This window comes from Roseateles sp. P5_E8 (assembly GCF_054177665.1).
The window spans coordinates 45568-62984 of the sequence record NZ_JBGCUM010000011.1; the positions used below are offsets into that span (position 1 = coordinate 45568).

The 17417-nt window shown below is 67.4% G+C and carries 19 protein-coding genes and 1 pseudogene; 16 read left to right on the forward strand and 4 right to left on the reverse strand.

Annotated features, from left to right (window positions below; translation table 11 throughout):
• Nucleotides 1–8 precede the first annotated feature (8 nt).
• The 5 genes from cysT to ACXRVZ_RS09080 all read left to right on the forward strand — a co-directional run bounded on the left by cysT (nucleotide 9) and on the right by ACXRVZ_RS09080 (nucleotide 4410).
• On the forward strand, nucleotides 9–896 hold the full coding sequence (gene cysT, locus ACXRVZ_RS09060; RefSeq protein WP_458232336.1) for a sulfate ABC transporter permease subunit CysT: 888 nt from the start codon (nucleotides 9–11) through the stop codon (nucleotides 894–896).
• Nucleotides 893–1774, forward strand: a complete 882-nt coding sequence (gene cysW / locus ACXRVZ_RS09065; RefSeq protein WP_457427963.1) for a sulfate ABC transporter permease subunit CysW — start codon at nucleotides 893–895, stop codon at nucleotides 1772–1774. Before cysT ends, cysW begins: the two co-directional genes overlap by 4 nt.
• Nucleotides 1774–2832 carry a sulfate/molybdate ABC transporter ATP-binding protein gene (locus ACXRVZ_RS09070; RefSeq protein WP_458232318.1) on the forward strand — a complete coding sequence of 353 codons (1059 nt, stop codon included), beginning with the start codon at nucleotides 1774–1776 and terminating at the stop codon, nucleotides 2830–2832. The genes cysW and ACXRVZ_RS09070 overlap by 1 nt, the downstream gene beginning before the upstream one ends.
• A gap of 758 nt (nucleotides 2833–3590) precedes the next feature.
• On the forward strand, nucleotides 3591–3809 hold the full coding sequence (locus ACXRVZ_RS09075; RefSeq protein WP_457427967.1) for a TOBE domain-containing protein: 219 nt from the start codon (nucleotides 3591–3593) through the stop codon (nucleotides 3807–3809).
• 13 nt (nucleotides 3810–3822) lie between these two features.
• Nucleotides 3823–4410: an RBBP9/YdeN family alpha/beta hydrolase gene (locus tag ACXRVZ_RS09080; RefSeq protein WP_457427969.1), complete on the forward strand. Its 588-nt coding sequence runs from the start codon at nucleotides 3823–3825 to the stop codon at nucleotides 4408–4410.
• Between the two features lie 3 nt (nucleotides 4411–4413).
• Here the strand turns inward: ACXRVZ_RS09080 and ACXRVZ_RS09085 are convergent, their stop codons facing one another.
• The gene (locus ACXRVZ_RS09085; RefSeq protein WP_457427971.1) at nucleotides 4414–5292 is read right to left on the reverse strand and encodes a dienelactone hydrolase family protein; all 879 of its coding nucleotides are present in this window, start codon (nucleotides 5290–5292) and stop codon (nucleotides 4414–4416) included.
• Nucleotides 5293–5418: 126 nt separating this feature from the next.
• Here ACXRVZ_RS09085 and ACXRVZ_RS09090 point away from each other — a divergent pair, with 126 nt between their 5' ends.
• The 4 genes from ACXRVZ_RS09090 (at nucleotide 5419) to ACXRVZ_RS09105 (ending at nucleotide 10246) form a co-directional block, all read left to right on the forward strand.
• Complete coding sequence (locus ACXRVZ_RS09090) at nucleotides 5419–6384, forward strand: CysB family HTH-type transcriptional regulator (RefSeq protein WP_457427973.1); 966 nt, start codon at nucleotides 5419–5421, stop codon at nucleotides 6382–6384.
• Between the two features lie 76 nt (nucleotides 6385–6460).
• Nucleotides 6461–7453: a sulfate ABC transporter substrate-binding protein gene (locus tag ACXRVZ_RS09095; protein ID WP_457427975.1), complete on the forward strand. Its 993-nt coding sequence runs from the start codon at nucleotides 6461–6463 to the stop codon at nucleotides 7451–7453.
• A gap of 97 nt (nucleotides 7454–7550) precedes the next feature.
• Nucleotides 7551–9068, forward strand: a complete 1518-nt coding sequence (locus ACXRVZ_RS09100; RefSeq protein WP_458232319.1) for a DUF1800 domain-containing protein — start codon at nucleotides 7551–7553, stop codon at nucleotides 9066–9068.
• 5 nt (nucleotides 9069–9073) lie between these two features.
• Nucleotides 9074–10246: a DUF1501 domain-containing protein gene (locus ACXRVZ_RS09105; protein WP_457426654.1), complete on the forward strand. Its 1173-nt coding sequence runs from the start codon at nucleotides 9074–9076 to the stop codon at nucleotides 10244–10246.
• On the opposite strand, the gene ACXRVZ_RS09110 is transcribed toward ACXRVZ_RS09105, so the two are convergent.
• Together ACXRVZ_RS09110 and ACXRVZ_RS09115 are read right to left on the reverse strand one after the other, a co-directional pair.
• Entirely contained in the window at nucleotides 10243–10797 is a 555-nt protein-coding gene (locus ACXRVZ_RS09110) for a flavodoxin family protein (protein ID WP_457426652.1), read from the reverse strand. The genes ACXRVZ_RS09105 and ACXRVZ_RS09110 overlap by 4 nt on opposite strands.
• A gap of 27 nt (nucleotides 10798–10824) precedes the next feature.
• The gene (locus ACXRVZ_RS09115; protein ID WP_457426650.1) at nucleotides 10825–11547 is read right to left on the reverse strand and encodes a pirin family protein; all 723 of its coding nucleotides are present in this window, start codon (nucleotides 11545–11547) and stop codon (nucleotides 10825–10827) included.
• Nucleotides 11548–11883: 336 nt separating this feature from the next.
• Here ACXRVZ_RS09115 and ACXRVZ_RS09120 point away from each other — a divergent pair, with 336 nt between their 5' ends.
• The 5 genes and pseudogenes from ACXRVZ_RS09120 (at nucleotide 11884) to ACXRVZ_RS09140 (ending at nucleotide 15113) form a co-directional block, all read left to right on the forward strand.
• A complete protein-coding gene (locus ACXRVZ_RS09120; RefSeq protein WP_457426648.1) occupies nucleotides 11884–12852 on the forward strand; it encodes a LysR family transcriptional regulator in 969 nt (322 codons plus the stop codon).
• Complete coding sequence (gene gluQRS, locus ACXRVZ_RS09125; RefSeq protein WP_457426646.1) at nucleotides 12852–13733, forward strand: tRNA glutamyl-Q(34) synthetase GluQRS; 882 nt, start codon at nucleotides 12852–12854, stop codon at nucleotides 13731–13733. Before ACXRVZ_RS09120 ends, gluQRS begins: the two co-directional genes overlap by 1 nt.
• A 128-nt stretch (nucleotides 13734–13861) precedes the next feature.
• Nucleotides 13862–14206: pseudogene (locus ACXRVZ_RS09130) on the forward strand (FKBP-type peptidyl-prolyl cis-trans isomerase); the annotation flags it as partial.
• Nucleotides 14207–14236: 30 nt separating this feature from the next.
• Nucleotides 14237–14584, forward strand: coding sequence for an FKBP-type peptidyl-prolyl cis-trans isomerase (locus ACXRVZ_RS09135; protein WP_457426658.1), 348 nt, complete (start codon nucleotides 14237–14239; stop codon nucleotides 14582–14584).
• A 112-nt stretch (nucleotides 14585–14696) separates the two neighbouring features.
• Nucleotides 14697–15113 (forward strand): PilZ domain-containing protein, encoded by a 417-nt coding sequence (locus ACXRVZ_RS09140; RefSeq protein ID WP_457426644.1) that lies wholly within the window; start codon nucleotides 14697–14699, stop codon nucleotides 15111–15113.
• A gap of 13 nt (nucleotides 15114–15126) precedes the next feature.
• Here the strand turns inward: ACXRVZ_RS09140 and ACXRVZ_RS09145 are convergent, their stop codons facing one another.
• The gene (locus tag ACXRVZ_RS09145) at nucleotides 15127–15858 is read right to left on the reverse strand and encodes a PEP-CTERM sorting domain-containing protein (RefSeq protein WP_457426642.1); all 732 of its coding nucleotides are present in this window, start codon (nucleotides 15856–15858) and stop codon (nucleotides 15127–15129) included.
• Between the two features lie 189 nt (nucleotides 15859–16047).
• On the opposite strand from ACXRVZ_RS09145, the gene ACXRVZ_RS09150 reads away from it, so the two are divergent.
• Complete coding sequence (locus ACXRVZ_RS09150; protein WP_457426641.1) at nucleotides 16048–16800, forward strand: MgtC/SapB family protein; 753 nt, start codon at nucleotides 16048–16050, stop codon at nucleotides 16798–16800.
• Nucleotides 16801–16867: 67 nt separating this feature from the next.
• On the forward strand, nucleotides 16868–17413 hold the full coding sequence (locus ACXRVZ_RS09155; protein ID WP_457426639.1) for a hypothetical protein: 546 nt from the start codon (nucleotides 16868–16870) through the stop codon (nucleotides 17411–17413).
• Nucleotides 17414–17417: the final 4 nt, after the last annotated feature.

Consider the following 17417-nt stretch of genomic DNA (forward strand, 5'->3'; position numbering starts at 1 on the left):
CCGCCGACCTGGCGCCGGTGCGGGCCGGCATCCGCCTGCCCTTCACTCGCCGCCGCGTGCTGCCGGGCTTTGCGCCCACGCTCGGCTTCACGCTGTTCTATCTGTCGCTGATCGTGCTGATCCCGCTGATCGCGGTGTTCCTGAAGTCATCGGGCCACGGCTTCGATGCCTTCTGGGYCGCGGCCACGTCGCCGCGCGTGATGGCTTCGTACAAGTTGAGCTTCGGTGCCTCGCTGATCGCCGCCTTCATCAACCTCTTCTTCGGCCTCATCCTGGCCTGGTGCATCGTGCGCTATGAGTTCCCGGGCAAGAAGCTGGTCGACGCCCTCATCGACCTGCCCTTCGCCCTGCCCACCGCCGTCGCCGGCATCGCGCTGACCGCCCTGTACGCGCCCAACGGCTGGGTCGGCTCGCTGTTCGCCCCGGGTGGCTCGCTGGCCTTCCTGTTCGGTGACGCCGGCCTCAAGATCGCTTTCACGCCGCTGGGCATCCTGCTGGCGCTGATCTTCATCGGCCTGCCCTTCATCGTGCGCACGGTGCAGCCGGTGCTGGAGGACATGGAGACCGAGCTTGAAGAAGCCGCCGCCTCATTGGGCGCGCAACGCTGGACGACCTTCCGCTACGTGGTGCTGCCCACGTTGCTGCCAGCCCTGCTGACCGGCTTCGCGCTGGCCTTTGCGCGCGCCGTCGGCGAGTACGGCTCTGTGATCTTCATCGCCGGCAACATCCCGATGGTGAGCGAGATCACGCCGCTGATGATCATCGCCAAGCTGGAGCAGTACGACTATGTCGGCGCCACCGCGATTGCGGCGGTGATGCTGATCGTCAGCTTCGTGCTGCTGCTCATCATCAACGGCCTGCAGGCCTGGAGTTCGCAGCGAGGTGGCCGCAAATGAGCGCCGCACTTCATCTGGCGCCCGCTCGCGCTCGCGCCAAGTACCAGGACAACCCGGCCACGCGCGAGTCCCCCGCTGTGCGCTTCACGCTGCTCGCGCTGGGCCTGACCTTCTTCGCCGTCTTCCTGCTGCTGCCTTTGGTGGCCGTGTTCACCGAAGCGCTGCGCAAGGGCTGGGCGATGTACTTCTCGTCGCTGGCCGACGAGGAGACCTTCTCGGCCATCAAGCTCACGCTGATCGCAGCAGCCGTGGCAGTGCCGCTGAACCTCGTGTTCGGCCTCAGCGCGTCCTGGCTGATCGCCAAGCACGACTTCCGCGGCAAGCAGTTGCTGATCACGTTCATCGACCTGCCCTTCTCGGTCTCACCCGTCGTGGCGGGCCTGATGTATGTGCTGATCTTCGGCGCGCAGGGCTGGTTCGGACCCTGGCTGCAGGCCCACGACGTGAAGATCATCTTCGCCGTGCCGGGCATCGTGCTGGCCACCGTGTTCGTGACCTTCCCCTTCGTCGCGCGTGAGCTGATCCCGCTGATGCAGGCCCAGGGCAAGGACGAGGAAGAGGCCGCCACGGTGCTGGGCGCCAGCGGTTGGCAGACCTTCCGCCGCGTCACGCTGCCCAACATCAAGTGGGGCCTGCTGTACGGCGTCATCCTCTGCAATGCACGCGCCATGGGCGAGTTCGGCGCGGTGTCGGTCGTGTCCGGCCACATCCGTGGCCTGACCAACACGCTGCCGCTGCACGTCGAGATTCTCTACAACGAGTACCAGTTCGCGGCCGCCTTCGCCGTCGCGTCGCTGCTGGCGCTGCTGGCGCTGGTGACGTTGGTGATCAAGCAATTCATCGAGTGGCAAGCCAGCCAGTCGCACGGGAACAAGTGATGGGTATCCAGGTTCAGAACATCCACAAGAGCTTCGGCAACTTCACCGCGTTGGGTGACGTCTCGCTGGACTTCCCGACCGGCGAACTCGTCGCCCTGCTCGGCCCCTCGGGCTGCGGCAAGACGACGCTGCTGCGCATCATTGCCGGCCTGGAGCAGGCCGACCGCGGCCGCGTGCTGCTTGATGGGCAAGATGCCTCCGACACCCATGTGCGCGAGCGCCAGGTCGGCTTCGTGTTCCAGCATTACGCGCTGTTCCGCCACATGACGGTGTTCGACAACGTCGCTTTCGGCCTGCGCGTGAAGCCACGCAAGCAGCGCCTGCCCGAGACCGAGATCAAGAAGCGCGTGACCGAGCTGCTCAAGCTGGTGCAGTTGGACTGGCTGGGCGACCGCTTCCCGCCGCAGCTGTCGGGTGGCCAGCGCCAGCGCATTGCCCTCGCCCGAGCCCTCGCGGTAGAGCCGCGCGTGTTGCTGCTGGACGAGCCCTTTGGCGCACTGGACGCCAAGGTCCGCAAGGAGCTGCGCCGCTGGCTGCGCCGCCTGCACGACGAGCTGCACATCACCAGCATCTTCGTCACGCACGACCAGGACGAAGCCCTGGAAGTGGCCGACCGCATCGTGCTGATGGACCACGGCCGCGTCGAGCAGGTCGGCACGCCGCAGGAGGTCTATGAGCGGCCGGCGACGCCTTTCGTGTATGGCTTCCTGGGTGCGGTGAACCGCTTCGTTGGCCAGGCGCGCGGCGGCGTGCTGCACATGGGCGAGCACCAGTTGCCGCATGCCGGCGCGCATGGGGATGGCGAGGTGCAGGCGTATGCGCGGCCGCACGAGTTGCAGATCCTGACGGATGAGTCGGCGCCGGGTCTTGCCGCCACCGTGGAGCGGGTGCTGTCGTTTGGGGCGAGTGCTCGGGTTGAGCTGATCGGGCCGGATGGGCAGCCGCTGGAAGCGGAGCTGACGCGGGAGCAGGCGGAGGCGTTGAGCTTGCGGGGGGGGCAGCGGGTGAAGTTGAGTGCTGCGAGGCTGAGTTTGTTTGAGGCTGGGGCGGGGATTTAGGGTCGTCTTCTGGCAAGGACTGGGTTGCTTTTGCGTGGGGCCTGTTCGACTCGGTGCATTGCCGGGAGTCCGTCCCGGCGGCCGGGTAACTTTCTTCTGCGGGGCCAGAAGAAAGTCACCAAAGAAGAGGCCCTGAACCGCACACGAGCACCACATGCACGAGCTGCGCCGTGCAACAGCCGGTGGGTGAGTGGGAAGACGCGAGCCGCTGCGCTCTCGCTGCTGTCCTTGTCACGAGCACCATCCATTGCCACAGCGGGCCGCCTAACGCGCGGCTGCACGCCGTGCTCACGAGTAATACCGAAGACAGCGTCGCTCGGGCGACGCGATCACTGCGCAGCATCCACGGGAGCGTCGCCCCAGCGACGTGGCATTTCCCGGTGAGCMCGGCGTGCAGCCGGCGTTAGGCGGCGTGAAGGGGCGCGCTATGGCACTCGTCACAAGGACAGCAGCGAGAGCGCAGCGGCTCGCGTCTGCCCGCAAACGCATCGGCTGTTTTCGCGCGCCGCTCATGGCGGCATCGCGCTCGTGTGCGGTTCAGGGCCTCTTCTTTGGTGACTTTCTTCTGGCCCCGCAGAAGAAAGTTACCCCGCCGCCGGGCGGGACTCCCGGCAATGCAGCGAGCAGCCACGCTGCTTCGCAGCGGCAAACAACAAAAGCCCCCCCTTCCTCGCCCTACGCATGCCCAGCTGCAAAACGCTTCGTTCCCTAACCCAACCACGCTAAGCACACTGAAGACTCCCCATCCAGGAGTCCCCATGAGCATCACTGCCATCAACGTGCGCAACCAGTTCCGCGGCACCGTCAAGGAAATCATCGAAGGCCCGGTCGTCTCCGAAGTCGACGTCCTCACCCGCAACGGCGACATCGTCACCTCCGTCATCACGACGCGCTCGGTCAAGGACCTGGGGCTGGAGGTCGGCCGTGAAGTCGTCGCCCTCGTCAAGTCCACCGAGGTGTCCATCGCGACGCTCTGACGAGGAGCCCACCATGCCCTACAGCCCGCCCCGCGTCCTCATCATCCCGGGCCTGCACGACAGCGGCCCCGCGCATTGGCAGACCTGGCTGCAGGGCCAGTACCGAGACGCCCGCCGCGTCACGCAGCGCGACCCCAGCCGACCCGAGCTGGAGCGCTGGGCCGAGCGCATCCAGCGCGTGCTGGAGGTCGCCGGCGAAGGCGAATGGCTGGCCGTCGCACACAGCTTCGGCTGCCTCGCCCTGGCAAAACACCTGGCCGATCACCCCGACTCGCCCATCCGCGAGGCCCTATTCGTGGCACCGGCCGAGCCCGACAAGTTCGGGCTGGCCGAAGCGCTGCCCCACCACCGCCTGCTGCGCCGCTCACGCCTGATGGCCAGCAGCAATGACCCCTGGATGAGCGCCGCCAGCGCCGCCCGTTGGGCCCACCGCTGGGGCGCCAGCTACAGCAACCTGGGCAACGTCGGCCACATCAATGCCGAGGCAGACTTCGGGCCGCTGCCGGCTGCCAAGAGCTGGGTCGAAGCCGCAAAGGCGCGTCATGCCGCCGAGCAGCGGCCCCGCCACGCGGAGTTCCGCGAGTGGGCCTTTGCTGTTTGAGGTCTACGCCAACGTTGCCTTGAACACGGCCAGCGTGCGCTCCCACGCCAGCTGGGCAGATGCGGGGTCGAAACGCGGCGTCGTGTCGTTGTTGAAGCCGTGCTGCGCGCCTGCATAGGTGAAGGCCTCGTAGCGCACACCGGCGGCCTTGAGCGCAGCCTCGTAGGCCGGCCAGCTGGCGTTCACGCGCTCGTCGTTGCCCGCGTAGTGCAGCAGCAGCCGCGCCTTGATGCGCGGCACGTCTTCCAGCGCCGGTGCACCGCCGTAGAAGGGCACGGCCACGGCCAGCTCGGGTACCTGCGTCGCCACGTGGTTGGCCAGCGAGCCACCCCAGCAGAAGCCAACGGCACCGACCTTGCCATTGGCGTCCGGCAAGGTGAGCAGGCCTCGCGCCGCGGCCACGATGTCGGCGCGGGCCTTGGCCGGGTCGAGCTTGCCGAAGAGTTCGCGCGCCTTGTCCTCGTCGCCTGGATAGCCGCCCAGCGGCGCCAGCGCGTCGGGTGCGAAGGCCACGTAGCCGGCCAAGGCCACGCGCCTGGCGATGTCCTCGATGTGCGGGTTCAGTCCGCGGTTCTCGTGGATGACCAGCACGGCCGGCAGCTTGCCGGTGGCACTGAACGGCTTCACCAGGTAGCCCTGGACCTGGCCGTTGCCGTCCGGTGAAGGGAACGCATGGCGGCGGGTGGCGAGGCGCGAGTCGTCGGGCTTGACCCGCTGCGCGGAAGCGAAGTTCGGGCTCAGCGCCGTCAACAGCGCGGCGGCGCCCGCAGGGCCGCCAGCAAAGACGGCCGCCTGATCCAGAAAACCGCGCCGGCTGAGGTCGCCATGCACGTAGCGGTCGAACAAGGCCCAGGCCTGGGCCGGGATGGCTTCTTTATGCATACGGTGCTCCTTTGGGGACAGCCAACTGTAGGTGCGTCAAAACCGCCCGACACCACCACGAAGTGCATAACGATATGGCGAATGGTTCGACGACAGAAGTGATCGCAGTTCGCAGAATCGCGCCGCATGAACTTCCAGCAACTCCGATCCGTCCGTGAGGCCCAGCGCCGCGGCTTCAACCTGACCGAAGTCGCTCAGGCCCTGCACACCTCGCAACCCGGCGTCAGCCGCCAGATCCGCGAGCTGGAGGATGAGCTGGGCATCGAACTCTTCGTGCGTGTGGGCAAGCGCCTCACCGGCCTGACCGAGCCCGGCGAGCAGGTGCTGCCCGTCATCGAGCGCCTGCTGCAGGAGGCCGAGAATCTCAAGCGCGCCGCCGACGACTTCGCCCAGGCCGGCAGCGGCCGCCTGCGCATTGCCGCCACGCATAGCCAGGCGCGCTACGCGCTGCCGCCTGCCGTGCGCGACTTCCGCGCCCATCACCCCGACGTCAGCCTGCATCTTCAACAGGGCTCGCCGCAACAGATCGCGCGCCTGCTGCTCGACGGCGAGGCCGACGTGGGCATCGCCACCGAGGCGCTGGCCCAATACCCCGAACTGGTCGCCCTGCCCTGCTACCGCTGGACGCACTCGGTCGTCGTGCCGCCCGACCACCCGCTGCTGGACGGCCCGCTGACGCTGGCCCGGCTGGCGCAGTTCCCCATCGTCACCTACGAGCCCGGCTACACCGGCCGCTCGCACATCGACGACGCCTTTGCCGCCGCGCAGCTCACGCCCCACATCGTGCTCAGCGCCATGGACGCGGACGTCATCAAGACCTATGTGGAGCTGGGCCTGGGCGTGGGCATCGTCGCGGCCATCGCCTTCGACGAGGAGCGCGACCGCTTCCTGCGCGCCATCGACGCTCGCCACCTGTTCGAGGACAACATGACCCGCCTGGCCGTGCGCCGCAGTGCCTATCTGCGCGACTACGTCTACGAGTTCATCCAGACCTTCGCCTCGCCGCTGCGGCGCGAGGTTGTGGACGCCGCCCGCCATGAGCTGCCCACTGTGGCCGCCGAGCCCGTGCTGGCGTGGTCGAAAGCCGCATGAGCTTGCGCCAACAACTTCTTTGCCCAGCCCATCTCTCATCCCTAGAGTGAACCGCTCCCTCCCTAACTCCAAAACCATGCGCCGCATCCTCACCGCCCTCACCTTCGCCCTCGCCGCCACCGGCGCCCTCGCACAGACCACGCTGCTCAACGTCTCGTACGACCCGACGCGCGAGCTGTACCAGGACTTCAACAAGGCCTTCGCCGCCAACTGGAAGGCCAAGACCGGCGAGACCATCAGCATCAAGGCCTCGCACGGCGGCTCCGGCAAGCAGGCCCGCGCGGTCATCGACGGTCTGGAAGCCGACGTCGTCACGCTGGCCCTGGCCTATGACATCGACGCTGTGGCCGACCACAAGCTGCTGCCGCTGGACTGGCAGAAGAAGCTGCCCAGCAATGCCAGCCCCTACACGTCGACCATCGTCTTCCTGGTGCGCAAGGGCAACCCGAAGAAGATCAACAACTGGCCCGACCTGGCCCGCAGCGGCGTCGAGGTCATCACGCCCAACCCCAAGACCAGCGGCGGTGCACGCTGGAACTATCTGGCCGCCTGGGGCTATGCGCTGAAGAACGGCGGCACGCCGGCTTCCGCCCAGGACTTCGTCAAGCGCATCTACGCCAACACCAAGGTGCTGGACTCGGGCGCGCGCGGCTCGACGACGACCTTCGTTGAACGCGGCATCGGCGACGTGCTGATCGCCTGGGAAAACGAAGCCTTCCTGGCCGTCAAGGAACTGGGCCCGGACAAGTTCGAGATCGTCACGCCCAGCGTGTCCATCCTGGCCGAACCGCCGGTGGCCATCGTCGACAAGGTCGTCGACAAGCGCGGCACGCGCAAGCAAGCCGAGGCTTACCTGAACTACCTGTACAGCCCTGAAGGCCAGGAAATCGCTGCGCAGAACTACTACCGCCCGCGTGACGCCAAGGTCGCGGCCAAGTACGCCAAGCAGTTCGGCGCGGTCAAGCTGTTCACGCTCGAGGAGTACTTCGGCACCTGGCGCCAGGCGCAGAAGGCTCACTTCGACGACGGCGGCGTGTTCGACCAGATCTACGCACCGGGTTCGAAGTAACGCGCCGACTGACTGGAACGACAAGATGTGAAGTCTTGTTGCTCCGGTCATCCCCGTCTCGACATCAGGCGTTGAGCGGCCTCATCATGAGGCCGCCATGAGAAACCTCGCACTCAGCACCGCACTACTCCTTAGCCTGCTTGGCTGCGCCACCGCGCCGCCACCGGCCACCCCCGCACACGGTCCAGCCCAAGACACGCTTTGGCTGGACCGTCTCACTTGGGGCGCCAGCAGTGCGGACCTGGCAGCCGTGCGCCGCCAAGGCCGGGCTGCCTGGCTGGACGCTCAGCTCCAGCCAGGCGCCTCCGTCACGCTGCCCGAGGCCGCACAGACGCAGATCCAGGCGCTCGCCATCCATGAACCGCTGCTGCCGCTGGTGCAGCGCATGGAAGCCCAGCGCAAGGCCGCCGACGCGCTGACCGACGACATGGCGAAGGCGGAAGCGCAGAAGAACTACCAGCAGGCGCTGACCAAGCTGGCCCGCGAGGCATCGGCCCGGCAGCTGCTGCAGGCGCTGTACTCGCCCCGCCAGGTGCAGGAGCAGATGACCTGGTTCTGGTTCAACCACTTCAACGTGCACCAGTTCAAGAGCAACCTGCGCGTCATGGTGAGCGACTACGAGCAAGGGCTGCGCGAGCGCTCGCTCGGCACGTTTCGCGACCTACTCGGCTACACGGCCCACCACCCGGCCATGCTGCGCTACCTCGACAACGAGCAGAACGCCACCAACCGCATCAACGAGAACTACGCCCGAGAGCTGCTGGAGCTGCACACCCTGGGCGTGGGCGGCGGCTACAGCCAGAAGGATGTGCAGGAGCTGGCCCGCGTGCTGACCGGCCTGGGCGTGAACCTGACCGACAACAAACCCAAGCTCAAGCCCGAGCAGGAGGCCCGCTACCGCCGCGACGGGCTGATGGAGTTCAACCCCGCACGTCATGACTTCGGCGACAAGCAGTTGCTGGGCATCACCGTCAAGGGCCAGGGTGAGGCCGAGCTGAACCAGGTGCTGGACCTGCTGGCCAAACACCCGAGCACGGCCCGCTTCGTGTCGCGCAAGCTGGCCCAGTATTTCGTCGCCGACGAGCCGCCGCCGGCGCTGGTGGAGCGCATGGCCGAGCGCTGGCAGCAGAGCGATGGCCGCATCGACGAGGTGCTGCGCGCCATGATCGGCTCGCCCGAGTTCGAGGCGTCGCTGGCCCGCAAGTTCAAGGACCCGACGCACTACGTCGTCTCCGCCGTGCGGCTGGCCTATGCCGACAAGGTGGTGCTGAACACGGGCCCGATGATCGGCTGGCTCTACCGCCTGGGCCAGGCGCCCTACAACCGCCAGACGCCCGACGGCTACCCGCTGGACGAGAACGCCTGGGCAGGGCCGGGCCAGATGACAACGCGCTTCGAGATCGCCCGCGCCATCGGCAGCGGCAGCGCCGGCCTCTTCAAGGTCGAGGGCGAGCCCAAGGACCGGCCTGCCTTCCCGCAGATCGCCCACCCGCTCTACTACGAAGGCATCGCGCCACGCCTGGCCGCGGCCACACAGCAGGCCCTCAACACCGCCACGTCGCCGCAGGAATGGAACACCTACCTGCTGGCCTCGCCCGATTTCATGCACAGGTGAACAAGATGGACCGACGTCTATTGCTGCAACTCGGCCTCGGCGCTGCTGCATTGCCCACGCGACTCTGGGCTGCAGCGCCGGACTCACCGCGCCTGCTCGTCGTCTTCCTGCGCGGCGCCTACGACGCGGCCAACCTGCTGGTGCCCACGTCGTCGAGCTTTTACTACGAGGCCCGGCCCAACATCGCCATCGCCAAGAAGGACGCGCTCCCGCTGGACGCCAACTGGGGCCTGGCGCCGGCCGTGGCCGACAGCATCCACCCGCTGTGGCTCAAGGGCCAGGCGGCCTTCGTGCCGTTTGCGGGCACCAACGATGCGTCGCGCAGCCATTTCGAGACGCAGGACCACATCGAGCTGGGCCAGGCCGACGAGGGGTCACGAGACTTTCGCAGTGGCTTCATGAACCGGCTGGCCGGCGTGCTTGGCGCGGGCTCAAGGCTCGAAGCCATGGCCTTCACCGACCAGGTGCCGCTGATCCTGCGCGGCGAGCTGCCCGTGGCCAACCAGGCGCTACGCGACCTGGGCAAGCCGGCCATCAACGCGGCCCAGGCGCAGACGATTGCCGGCATGTACGCCAACACGCGGCTGGCCAGCACGGTGACCGGCGGCTTCGAGGTGCGCGAGGAGGTCTCGCGCGAGATGGCCGGCGAGATGGAAGCCGCCAGCCGCGGCGCCATCGCCGCCAAGGGCTTTGCGCTGGAGGCGCGGCGCATTGCCCGCCTGATGCGCGAGCGCGTCACGCTCGGCTTCATCGACGTCGGCGGCTGGGACACGCATGTCGGCGAAGGCGGCGCCACAGGGCAACTGGCCACCAAGCTCGGCGAGCTGGGCCGCGGCCTGGCGCTGTTTGCCGACGAGATGGGGCCGCAGTGGGGCAACACCGTCGTCGTCGTCGTCAGCGAATTCGGCCGCACCTTCCGTGAGAACGGCAACCGCGGCACCGACCACGGCCACGGCAGCGCCTACTGGGTGCTGGGCGGCGGCGTGAAGGGCGGCCGCATAGCGGGCGAGCAGGTGGAGGTGAAGGCCGCCACGCTGTTCCAGAACCGCGATTACGCCGTGCTCAACGAGTACCGCGCGCTGTTCGGCGGCCTGTTCAAGCGCATGTACGGCCTGAACGACGCGCAGCTGGCCACGATCTTCCCCGGGGCCAGTGCGCGCGATCTGGGGCTGGTTTAACGCGAGAGGCGTGCGGCGACGGCCTTGATGCGCTCGCCGAAGGCCCTGGCCGTGGCGAAGTCGCCGTCCGCCATTTCGGCAGGCGCGGCGTCGCTCGGCGAGGTCGTCATCAGGCCGCCGAAGGAGGCCACGTAGTTGATGTCGTCACGCGTCGAGTTCTTCTTGTTGGCCGGCATCAGGCCGGTACCCACCCACAGCATCGAGTGCTGCTGGCTGAGCGTGAACAGGTAGTGCAGCGTCGACAGCTTGTCGCCGTTCATGGATGCGCTGTTCGTGAAGCCGGCGGCCAGCTTGTCCTTCCAGCCCTGGCCGAACCAGACCTTGCTGGAGGCGTCCGCAAACTTCTTGAACTGCCAGCTCACGCTGCCCATGTAGGTCGGGCTGCCGAAGACGATGGCATCGGCCGCAGCCAGGGCTTCCCAGTCCGCGTCGCTGACATTGCCCTCGGCGTCGACGGCGATCAGCTGCGCGCTGGCGCTCTCAGCCACGGTCTCGGCGATGCGCTTGGTGTGGCCGTAGCCGGAGTGGTAGACGACAACGATCTTGCTCATGGGGTGTTCCTCTGTGGTTGGTGAGATTCAGGCTGCCAGGTCGAAGACCAGCACCTCGGCATCATGGCCCGCGCTCAAAGCGAGGCGCGATGTTTGTCGAACTTGCAAGGCATCACCCGCCGTCAGGTCTTGCCCGTTTGCGGTAAGCGCGCCACGCACGACGTGAATGTAGGCAATGCGACCCGGTGCGAGGTCCAGTTCGGCAGCTTCAGCGCCATCGAACAGGCCGGCATACAGGCGCGCGTTGGCGTGGATCGTCACCGAGCCCTCCGCACCGTCGTTGGCCGCCACCAGGCGCAGCTTGCCGCGCTTGGAATCGGCGTCGAAGTGCTTCTGCTCGTAGCTGGGCGCAATGCCGCGCTGGTCGGGCTGGATCCAGATCTGCAGGAAATGCGTCGTCTCCTTCGCATGGTTGAACTCGCTGTGCATCACGCCGGTGCCGGCGCTCATGCGCTGCACGTCACCCGGGCGGATGACGCCCGCGTTGGCGCCGCCCGCCTCGCCATTGCCCATGCTGTCCTTGTGCGCCAGCTCACCGGAGAGCACGTAGCTGATGATCTCCATGTCGCGGTGGCCATGCGTGCCAAAGCCCTTGTCGGCGGCGACCTTGTCTTCGTTGATGACGCGCAGCGGGCCAAAGCCCATGCGTGCCGGGTCGTAGTAGTCGGCGAAGGAGAAGCTGTGGAAGGACTTCAGCCAGCCGTGGTCGGCGTAGCCGCGGTCACTGGACTTGATCAGTTGGGTGGTCATGCTGGGCTCCTTGGTTTGCTGTCGATGGAGTCAATGTAGGAGCCGCATGCCTGCTCATCGACAGCGCGGCTTGGCGACACCATTCAAATAGACTGAACAAATCCTAGATACGGCGGTTGACCGCTTCCCAGCGCTTGCACCTGATGACTCCCTCCCAGAACGTCTTACACGGCAACCACCGCACTTCGGCCTGCAGCGCTGCACACCCGATTGCGCCGCGCTGGCGTGCGCCTGCTGCGTTGCTCCTCCTCGCGGGCGCGAGCCCGCAGCGTCGTCGCGCCTTGCCGGCGCGCACCATCGCAGCCCACTCGGGCGCGCCCAACCGCCGCATCTAGGATGACCACCGCCCAAGAAAAGCGCCGCGCGCTGACCCCTGAAGCGCTGTCCATGATGGACACCATCGCCCGCACCGGCAGCTTTGCCGCCGCCGCCCGCGAGATGGGCCGGGTACCGTCGGCGCTGACCTATTCCGTGCGCCAACTGGAAGACGCGCTCGATGTGCTGCTCTTCGACCGCAGCTCGCGCCAGGCCGTGCTGACCGCCGCCGGCCAGGAACTGCTGGTGGAGGGCCGGCGCCTGCTGCAGGAACTGGACGCCGTGGCCAACCGCGTGCGCCGCATCGCCACCGGCTGGGAGAGCGAGCTGACGCTGGCCGTGGACGACGCCATCGCCCGCCGCGCCCTGTTCGACCTGACGGAGGCCTTTTACGCCGAGAAGATCGATGGCGGCGGCCCGCCCCCCACGCGGCTGAAGCTGCGCGTGGAGGTGCTGGCCGGCACCTGGGAGGCCTTGCTGCACGGCCAAGCCGACCTGGCCATCGGCGTGCCGGCGCAGCTGCAGAGCGCCAATATCCACTGCGAACCCAGCGGCGAGCTGGAGTTCGCCTTCTGCGTCGCGCCCCACCATCCGCTGGCCAACCTGCCAGAGCCGCTGACGGCCGGCCAGATCGCCGAACACCGCATCATTGCCGTGGCCGACAGCGCCCGGCTGCTGGCGCCCATCACCGTGGGCGTGCTGCCCGGGCAGGACGTGCTGACCGTGCCGTCGCTGGCCACCAAGCTCGAAGCCCTGCTGCGCGGCCTGGGCTGCGGCTCCCTGCCGGCGCCCATGGTGCGCCGGCATGTGGAGGCCGGTCGCCTCGTGCGCAAGGCCACCTACGAAGGCCGGCGCACGGGCCAGATGCACTACGCGTGGCGCGAGACGGGCCAGGCGCCGGGCAAGGCGCTGGCGTGGTGGCTGGACAGGCTGCGCAGCGAGACAACGCGCAAGGCGCTGTTGGAGCAGCACGAGGGGTTGTTGCTCTGATGACGTCGTACCGAGGCCGCTTCGCCCCCTCGCCCACCGGCCCGCTGCACGCGGGCTCGCTGGTCGCCGCGCTCGCAAGCTGGCTGGATGCGCGAGCGCAGGGCGGCCAGTGGCTGGTGCGCATCGAAGATGTCGACGGCCCGCGCTGCCCGCCGGGCATGGATGAGGTCATCCTCGGCCAGCTCGCGGCTCTTGGTTTGGTGGCCGATGAGCCACACGTCTGGCAGTCCCGCCGTGGCGACCTCTACCAGGCGGCGCTGGACCGGCTCATCGCCTCCGGCCACGCCTATGGCTGCGCCTGCACCCGCGCGGAGATCGCGGCGGCGGCGGGCCCACGCCCCAAGCACGGCGAGCTGATCTACCCCGGCACCTGCCGACCGGACAAGGGCGGCACGAACGGCCGACCCGTGCGCGCCTGGCGCTTTCGCGTCGAAGGGTCCATTGACTGGCATGACCGCCGCCTAGGCGCGCAGTCGCAAGACCTCGAAACCGAAGTCGGCGACTTCGTGCTGAAGCGCGCCGACGGCCTCTGGGCCTACCAGCTCGCCGTCGTCGTCGATGACGCCGAACAAGGCATCACCGACGTCGTCCGCGGCGAAGACCTGGCCGACAACACGCCCCGCCAGATCGCGCTGCAGCGGGCGCTGGGCTTCGTCACGCCGCGCTATCTGCACACGCCGCTGGTGCTGGCGGCGGATGGGCACAAGCTGTCCAAGCAAAACGGGGCGGCGGCGGTTGATCTTGCCGACCCCGCCGCACGGTTGCGCGAGGCCTGCATGCGACTGGGCCTGCACGTCGACACGCGGCTGATGCCACTCGGCGACCTGCTGGTGCAAGCCATCGAACGATGGCGGGCCATCAGCGCGGCGATTTCGGATTGACCCTCATTGCAGCCAGCCACGAACACCATGGGTTACCAATGCAATGTCCGGCGATCCGGTGTGAGTCGCAGGGCACAGTCTGCCCGGCGACAATCCCCGCCTTTCTCCGGCAACTCAAGGATTCCCCCATGAACACCACCCCCAGCGGCCTGCAGTTTGAAGACACCGCCGAAGGCGACGGCAAGCAGGCGCTGGCCGGCCAGGACGTCACCGTGCACTACACCGGCTGGCTCTGGGTCGACGGCGCCAAGACCACCAAGTTCGACTCCAGCCTGGACCGCAGCGACCCCTTCGAGTTCGAGCTGGGCGCCGGCATGGTCATCAAGGGCTGGGACGAAGGCGTGCAGGGCATGAAGATCGGCGGCAAGCGCACGCTGATCATCCCGGCGGCCATGGGCTATGGCGCACGCGGCGCCGGTGGCGTGATCCCGCCGAACGCGACGCTGTGCTTCGAGGTGGAACTGCTCGGCCTGGCCGGCGGCCCCGAGGCCATCGAGCTCAACCTGCACACGGCCTCCAGCGGCCTGCAATATGAAGACCGTGTCGTCGGCGACGGCGCCGAGGCGGCCAAGGGCCAGCGCGTGTCGGTGCACTACACCGGCTGGCTCTACAAGGACGGCATGCGCGGCAAGAAGTTCGACTCCAGCAAGGACCGCGGCCAGCCCTTCAAGTTCCGCCTCGGCGGCGGCGAGGTCATCCAGGGCTGGGACGAAGGCGTGCAAGGCATGAAGGTCGGCGGCACGCGCATGCTGGTGCTGCCGCCCGAACTGGGCTACGGCGAACACGGCGCGGGCGGTGTGATCCCGCCGAATGCAACGCTGCTGTTCGAAGTCGATCTGCTCGCGGTATAACGGGCCCTAAGGCTTCACCCGAAGCCAAATCAGGCGATGACAGTACCGCTGACAAGCGCCTGTCATTCGCCGATGCTGTGATCCGACCCGTCAACTCCGAGCGCCTCACACCATGTCGATAGACCAACGCCGTTCCCCCCGCGTCGAGTTCTTCCTCGTGCCCGACGAACACGAGCAGTTGCCGGTCTGGGTCATCAAGCCCGAAAGCCTGGCCCAGGCGCGTGGCGGCGTCGTCGTCAACCTCAGCGAGGAGGGTCTGCAGGTCCTCACCTCGGCCGACCCGGCGCTGGACGCGCAGCACTACGAGTTGCGCCTGCTGCTGGGCGAGGACGAGGGCGTGCCCCTCTTCAGCGCCTCGGTGCGGCGCGTCTGGAGCCGGCCGTTGAGCCGCATCGTGCAGCTTTGCGGCTTCGAGTTCGAGTCGCCCAACTCGCAGGCCGAGGAGTTCCTGCGCACCCAGACAGCGCAGATCACCGCGCGCAAGTGGGTGCGCTGCGTGCTGGTGGAGCGGATGACGGCGCTGGCCTGAGGCCAGCGCGCTTTCAGCGGCGGCGAGCGCGCAGGCCGAGTCCGGCCAGGCCCGCCAGCATCAGCGCCCAGACGCCTGGCTCGGGCACGGCGGCGGCGATTTCGCCGTCACGCACGGCAATGGCCGAATAGGTCAGCGACTTCGACGCCACGTCCTGGTTGCCGTAGTAGGCATAGAAGTAGAACGCCTTGTCCGGCTGGCCCGGCAGCGTCGTGCCCGACCAGAAGACGAAGGTCGTCAGGCCCGTGAAGGGGCCGAAGTTCTTGACCGTCGGCGACCAGCCCGGCTGCGTGTCGCAGGCGTCGTTGCCCAATGCGGTGGGCGTGCACAGGCCCTTGTTGCCCAGCGTCACGTAGTACAGGTGGCCCATCTCCGAGGCCGTGCCCCAGCCCGTGCCCGTCGCGGCCACACCGACGTCCGTCGTGCCGTTGTTCTTGTTGCCCAGTTGGAAGCTGCTGCCGTTGACCGGCGCGACCGTCGGCAGGCGCCAGCCGTCCAGCCCGTAGAGGTGCTGCTGGTTCAGGCCGGCGATCCAGCTCTGGGCGTCGTTCCAGCTCAGGCGGGCATCGGCGTCAAAGCTAGAGACGCGACCGAAGTCGGTCAGCCAGGTGATGTTGAGCGCGGTGTCGTAGTAAGCCTCGAAGCCCGCAGTGGCGGTGTCGAGGTCGCGGCCTTGCAGCTCGGCGTGGGCGCTGGGCGCGAACAGGGCGGCGGCCGCGAGCAGCGGCGCGATGGCGAATTTCATGAATCTCCCTCGATCATTCTTGTCGTCGGCGGCCTGCGTGGGCCGAGCGAGATTCTAGGGATGCGAGGCACCTCCCCACCCCCTCATTCGCGCGCCTGGCGAGGCGCGGCCTTCCCTCTGGCGGCCCTTGACCGACTGGGTTAGCGTGGACTCGGGGCACGGTCGCCCTGCCTCCGCCGCACACGCCCAATGCTCGAAGCCGACCACCTGCTGCGCTACTGGACCGACAGCCAATGGGCCGCCAACGTGTTGATGCTGATGCATCTCGTGGGCGCCATGGTGCTGGGCCTGCTGCTCGGTTATGAGCGGGCCTACCACGGCCGCGCGGCGGGCATGCGCACCTATGCGCTGGTCTGCATGGCGTCCTGCGCCGTGACCATCCTCGTCGGCTACCCGGAGCAATGGTTCGGCGGCCACATGGCGGGCGGTTCGCTGCCGCAGTTCACCGACCCGACGCGCGTGATCCAGGGCGTGGTGACGGGCATAGGCTTCCTGTGCGCCGGCGTCATCATGCGCGAGGGCATGAACATCTCGGGGCTGACGACGGCGGCCTCCATGTGGGCCGCGTCGGCCATCGGCATCGTGCTGGGCATGGGCTTCTACTTCGCGGCAATAGCGCTCACGCTGCTGTGCGCCACGCTGATGATGTGGGGCGCCAGGCTGGAGAGCCGCCTGCCCTCCCACCCGGCAATAGCCGTGACGCTGCGCGGCGAGCCGGGCCGGCGCTTCACGCAGGCCGAGCTGGCCGAGTTTGCCGACGGCCTGGGCTACCGCTTCGCACCCGGCTCGCTGAGCATCGAAAAACAGGGCGACCACGAAGAGTGGCGCTTCGTCTGCACGGCCAAGCAGAACTTCAAGGGCCAGACGCTGTGCCGCTTCACCGGCCGGCTGCACGAGCTGCCCGGCGTGGCGGGCTACCGCGTCACGCATGCGCGCAACTAGCTCTGTTATTGAGTAGCCCGACGGCAGTCAAGTTCAGCAACGAGTCACTTGCGCCAGCATCGAAGCCATGTACATCAAGACAGAAACCGGCTTTGGAGATTCCGATCTCGCCAACCTGGAAGCCTTGTTTGTCCTCATCGACAGGGAGCTATCGGCGATGAACGCTCTGGCCAAACGAAGCTCAGACCCTGACGCAGATGGCCTGTTCGATAGGAGTGAGTATCTTCTCGGGATCGCGCTGACAGCAATCCAGCAGTACCTGGTCTCGACATACGCGCAGTTCAAGATCAATCGATCAGAAGCTCTCCAACTTCCACCCAACGTTAACGCCGATCTCACCTTTGTCGCTGCCCTTAATGCGGGCGCCAACTTCTGGAAGCATCGCGATGAATGGGGACTCGGGATCAATGTTCGACGTGACAGCGATTCGCTCAAGCCTCAAGCACGACAGACCATCGAGGCCATTGAGATGCTGACGGCATGGGACGACTACACGCTGAGCAATCTCGTCTCCTGCCTTACTCCGTCAGGCGAATTACGACTGGCCGAGTTGATCCCCCCGCTCACTCAATGGCGAGACGCCGTCGACTCGCTGAACAGAGAAATCAGCTGAGCCT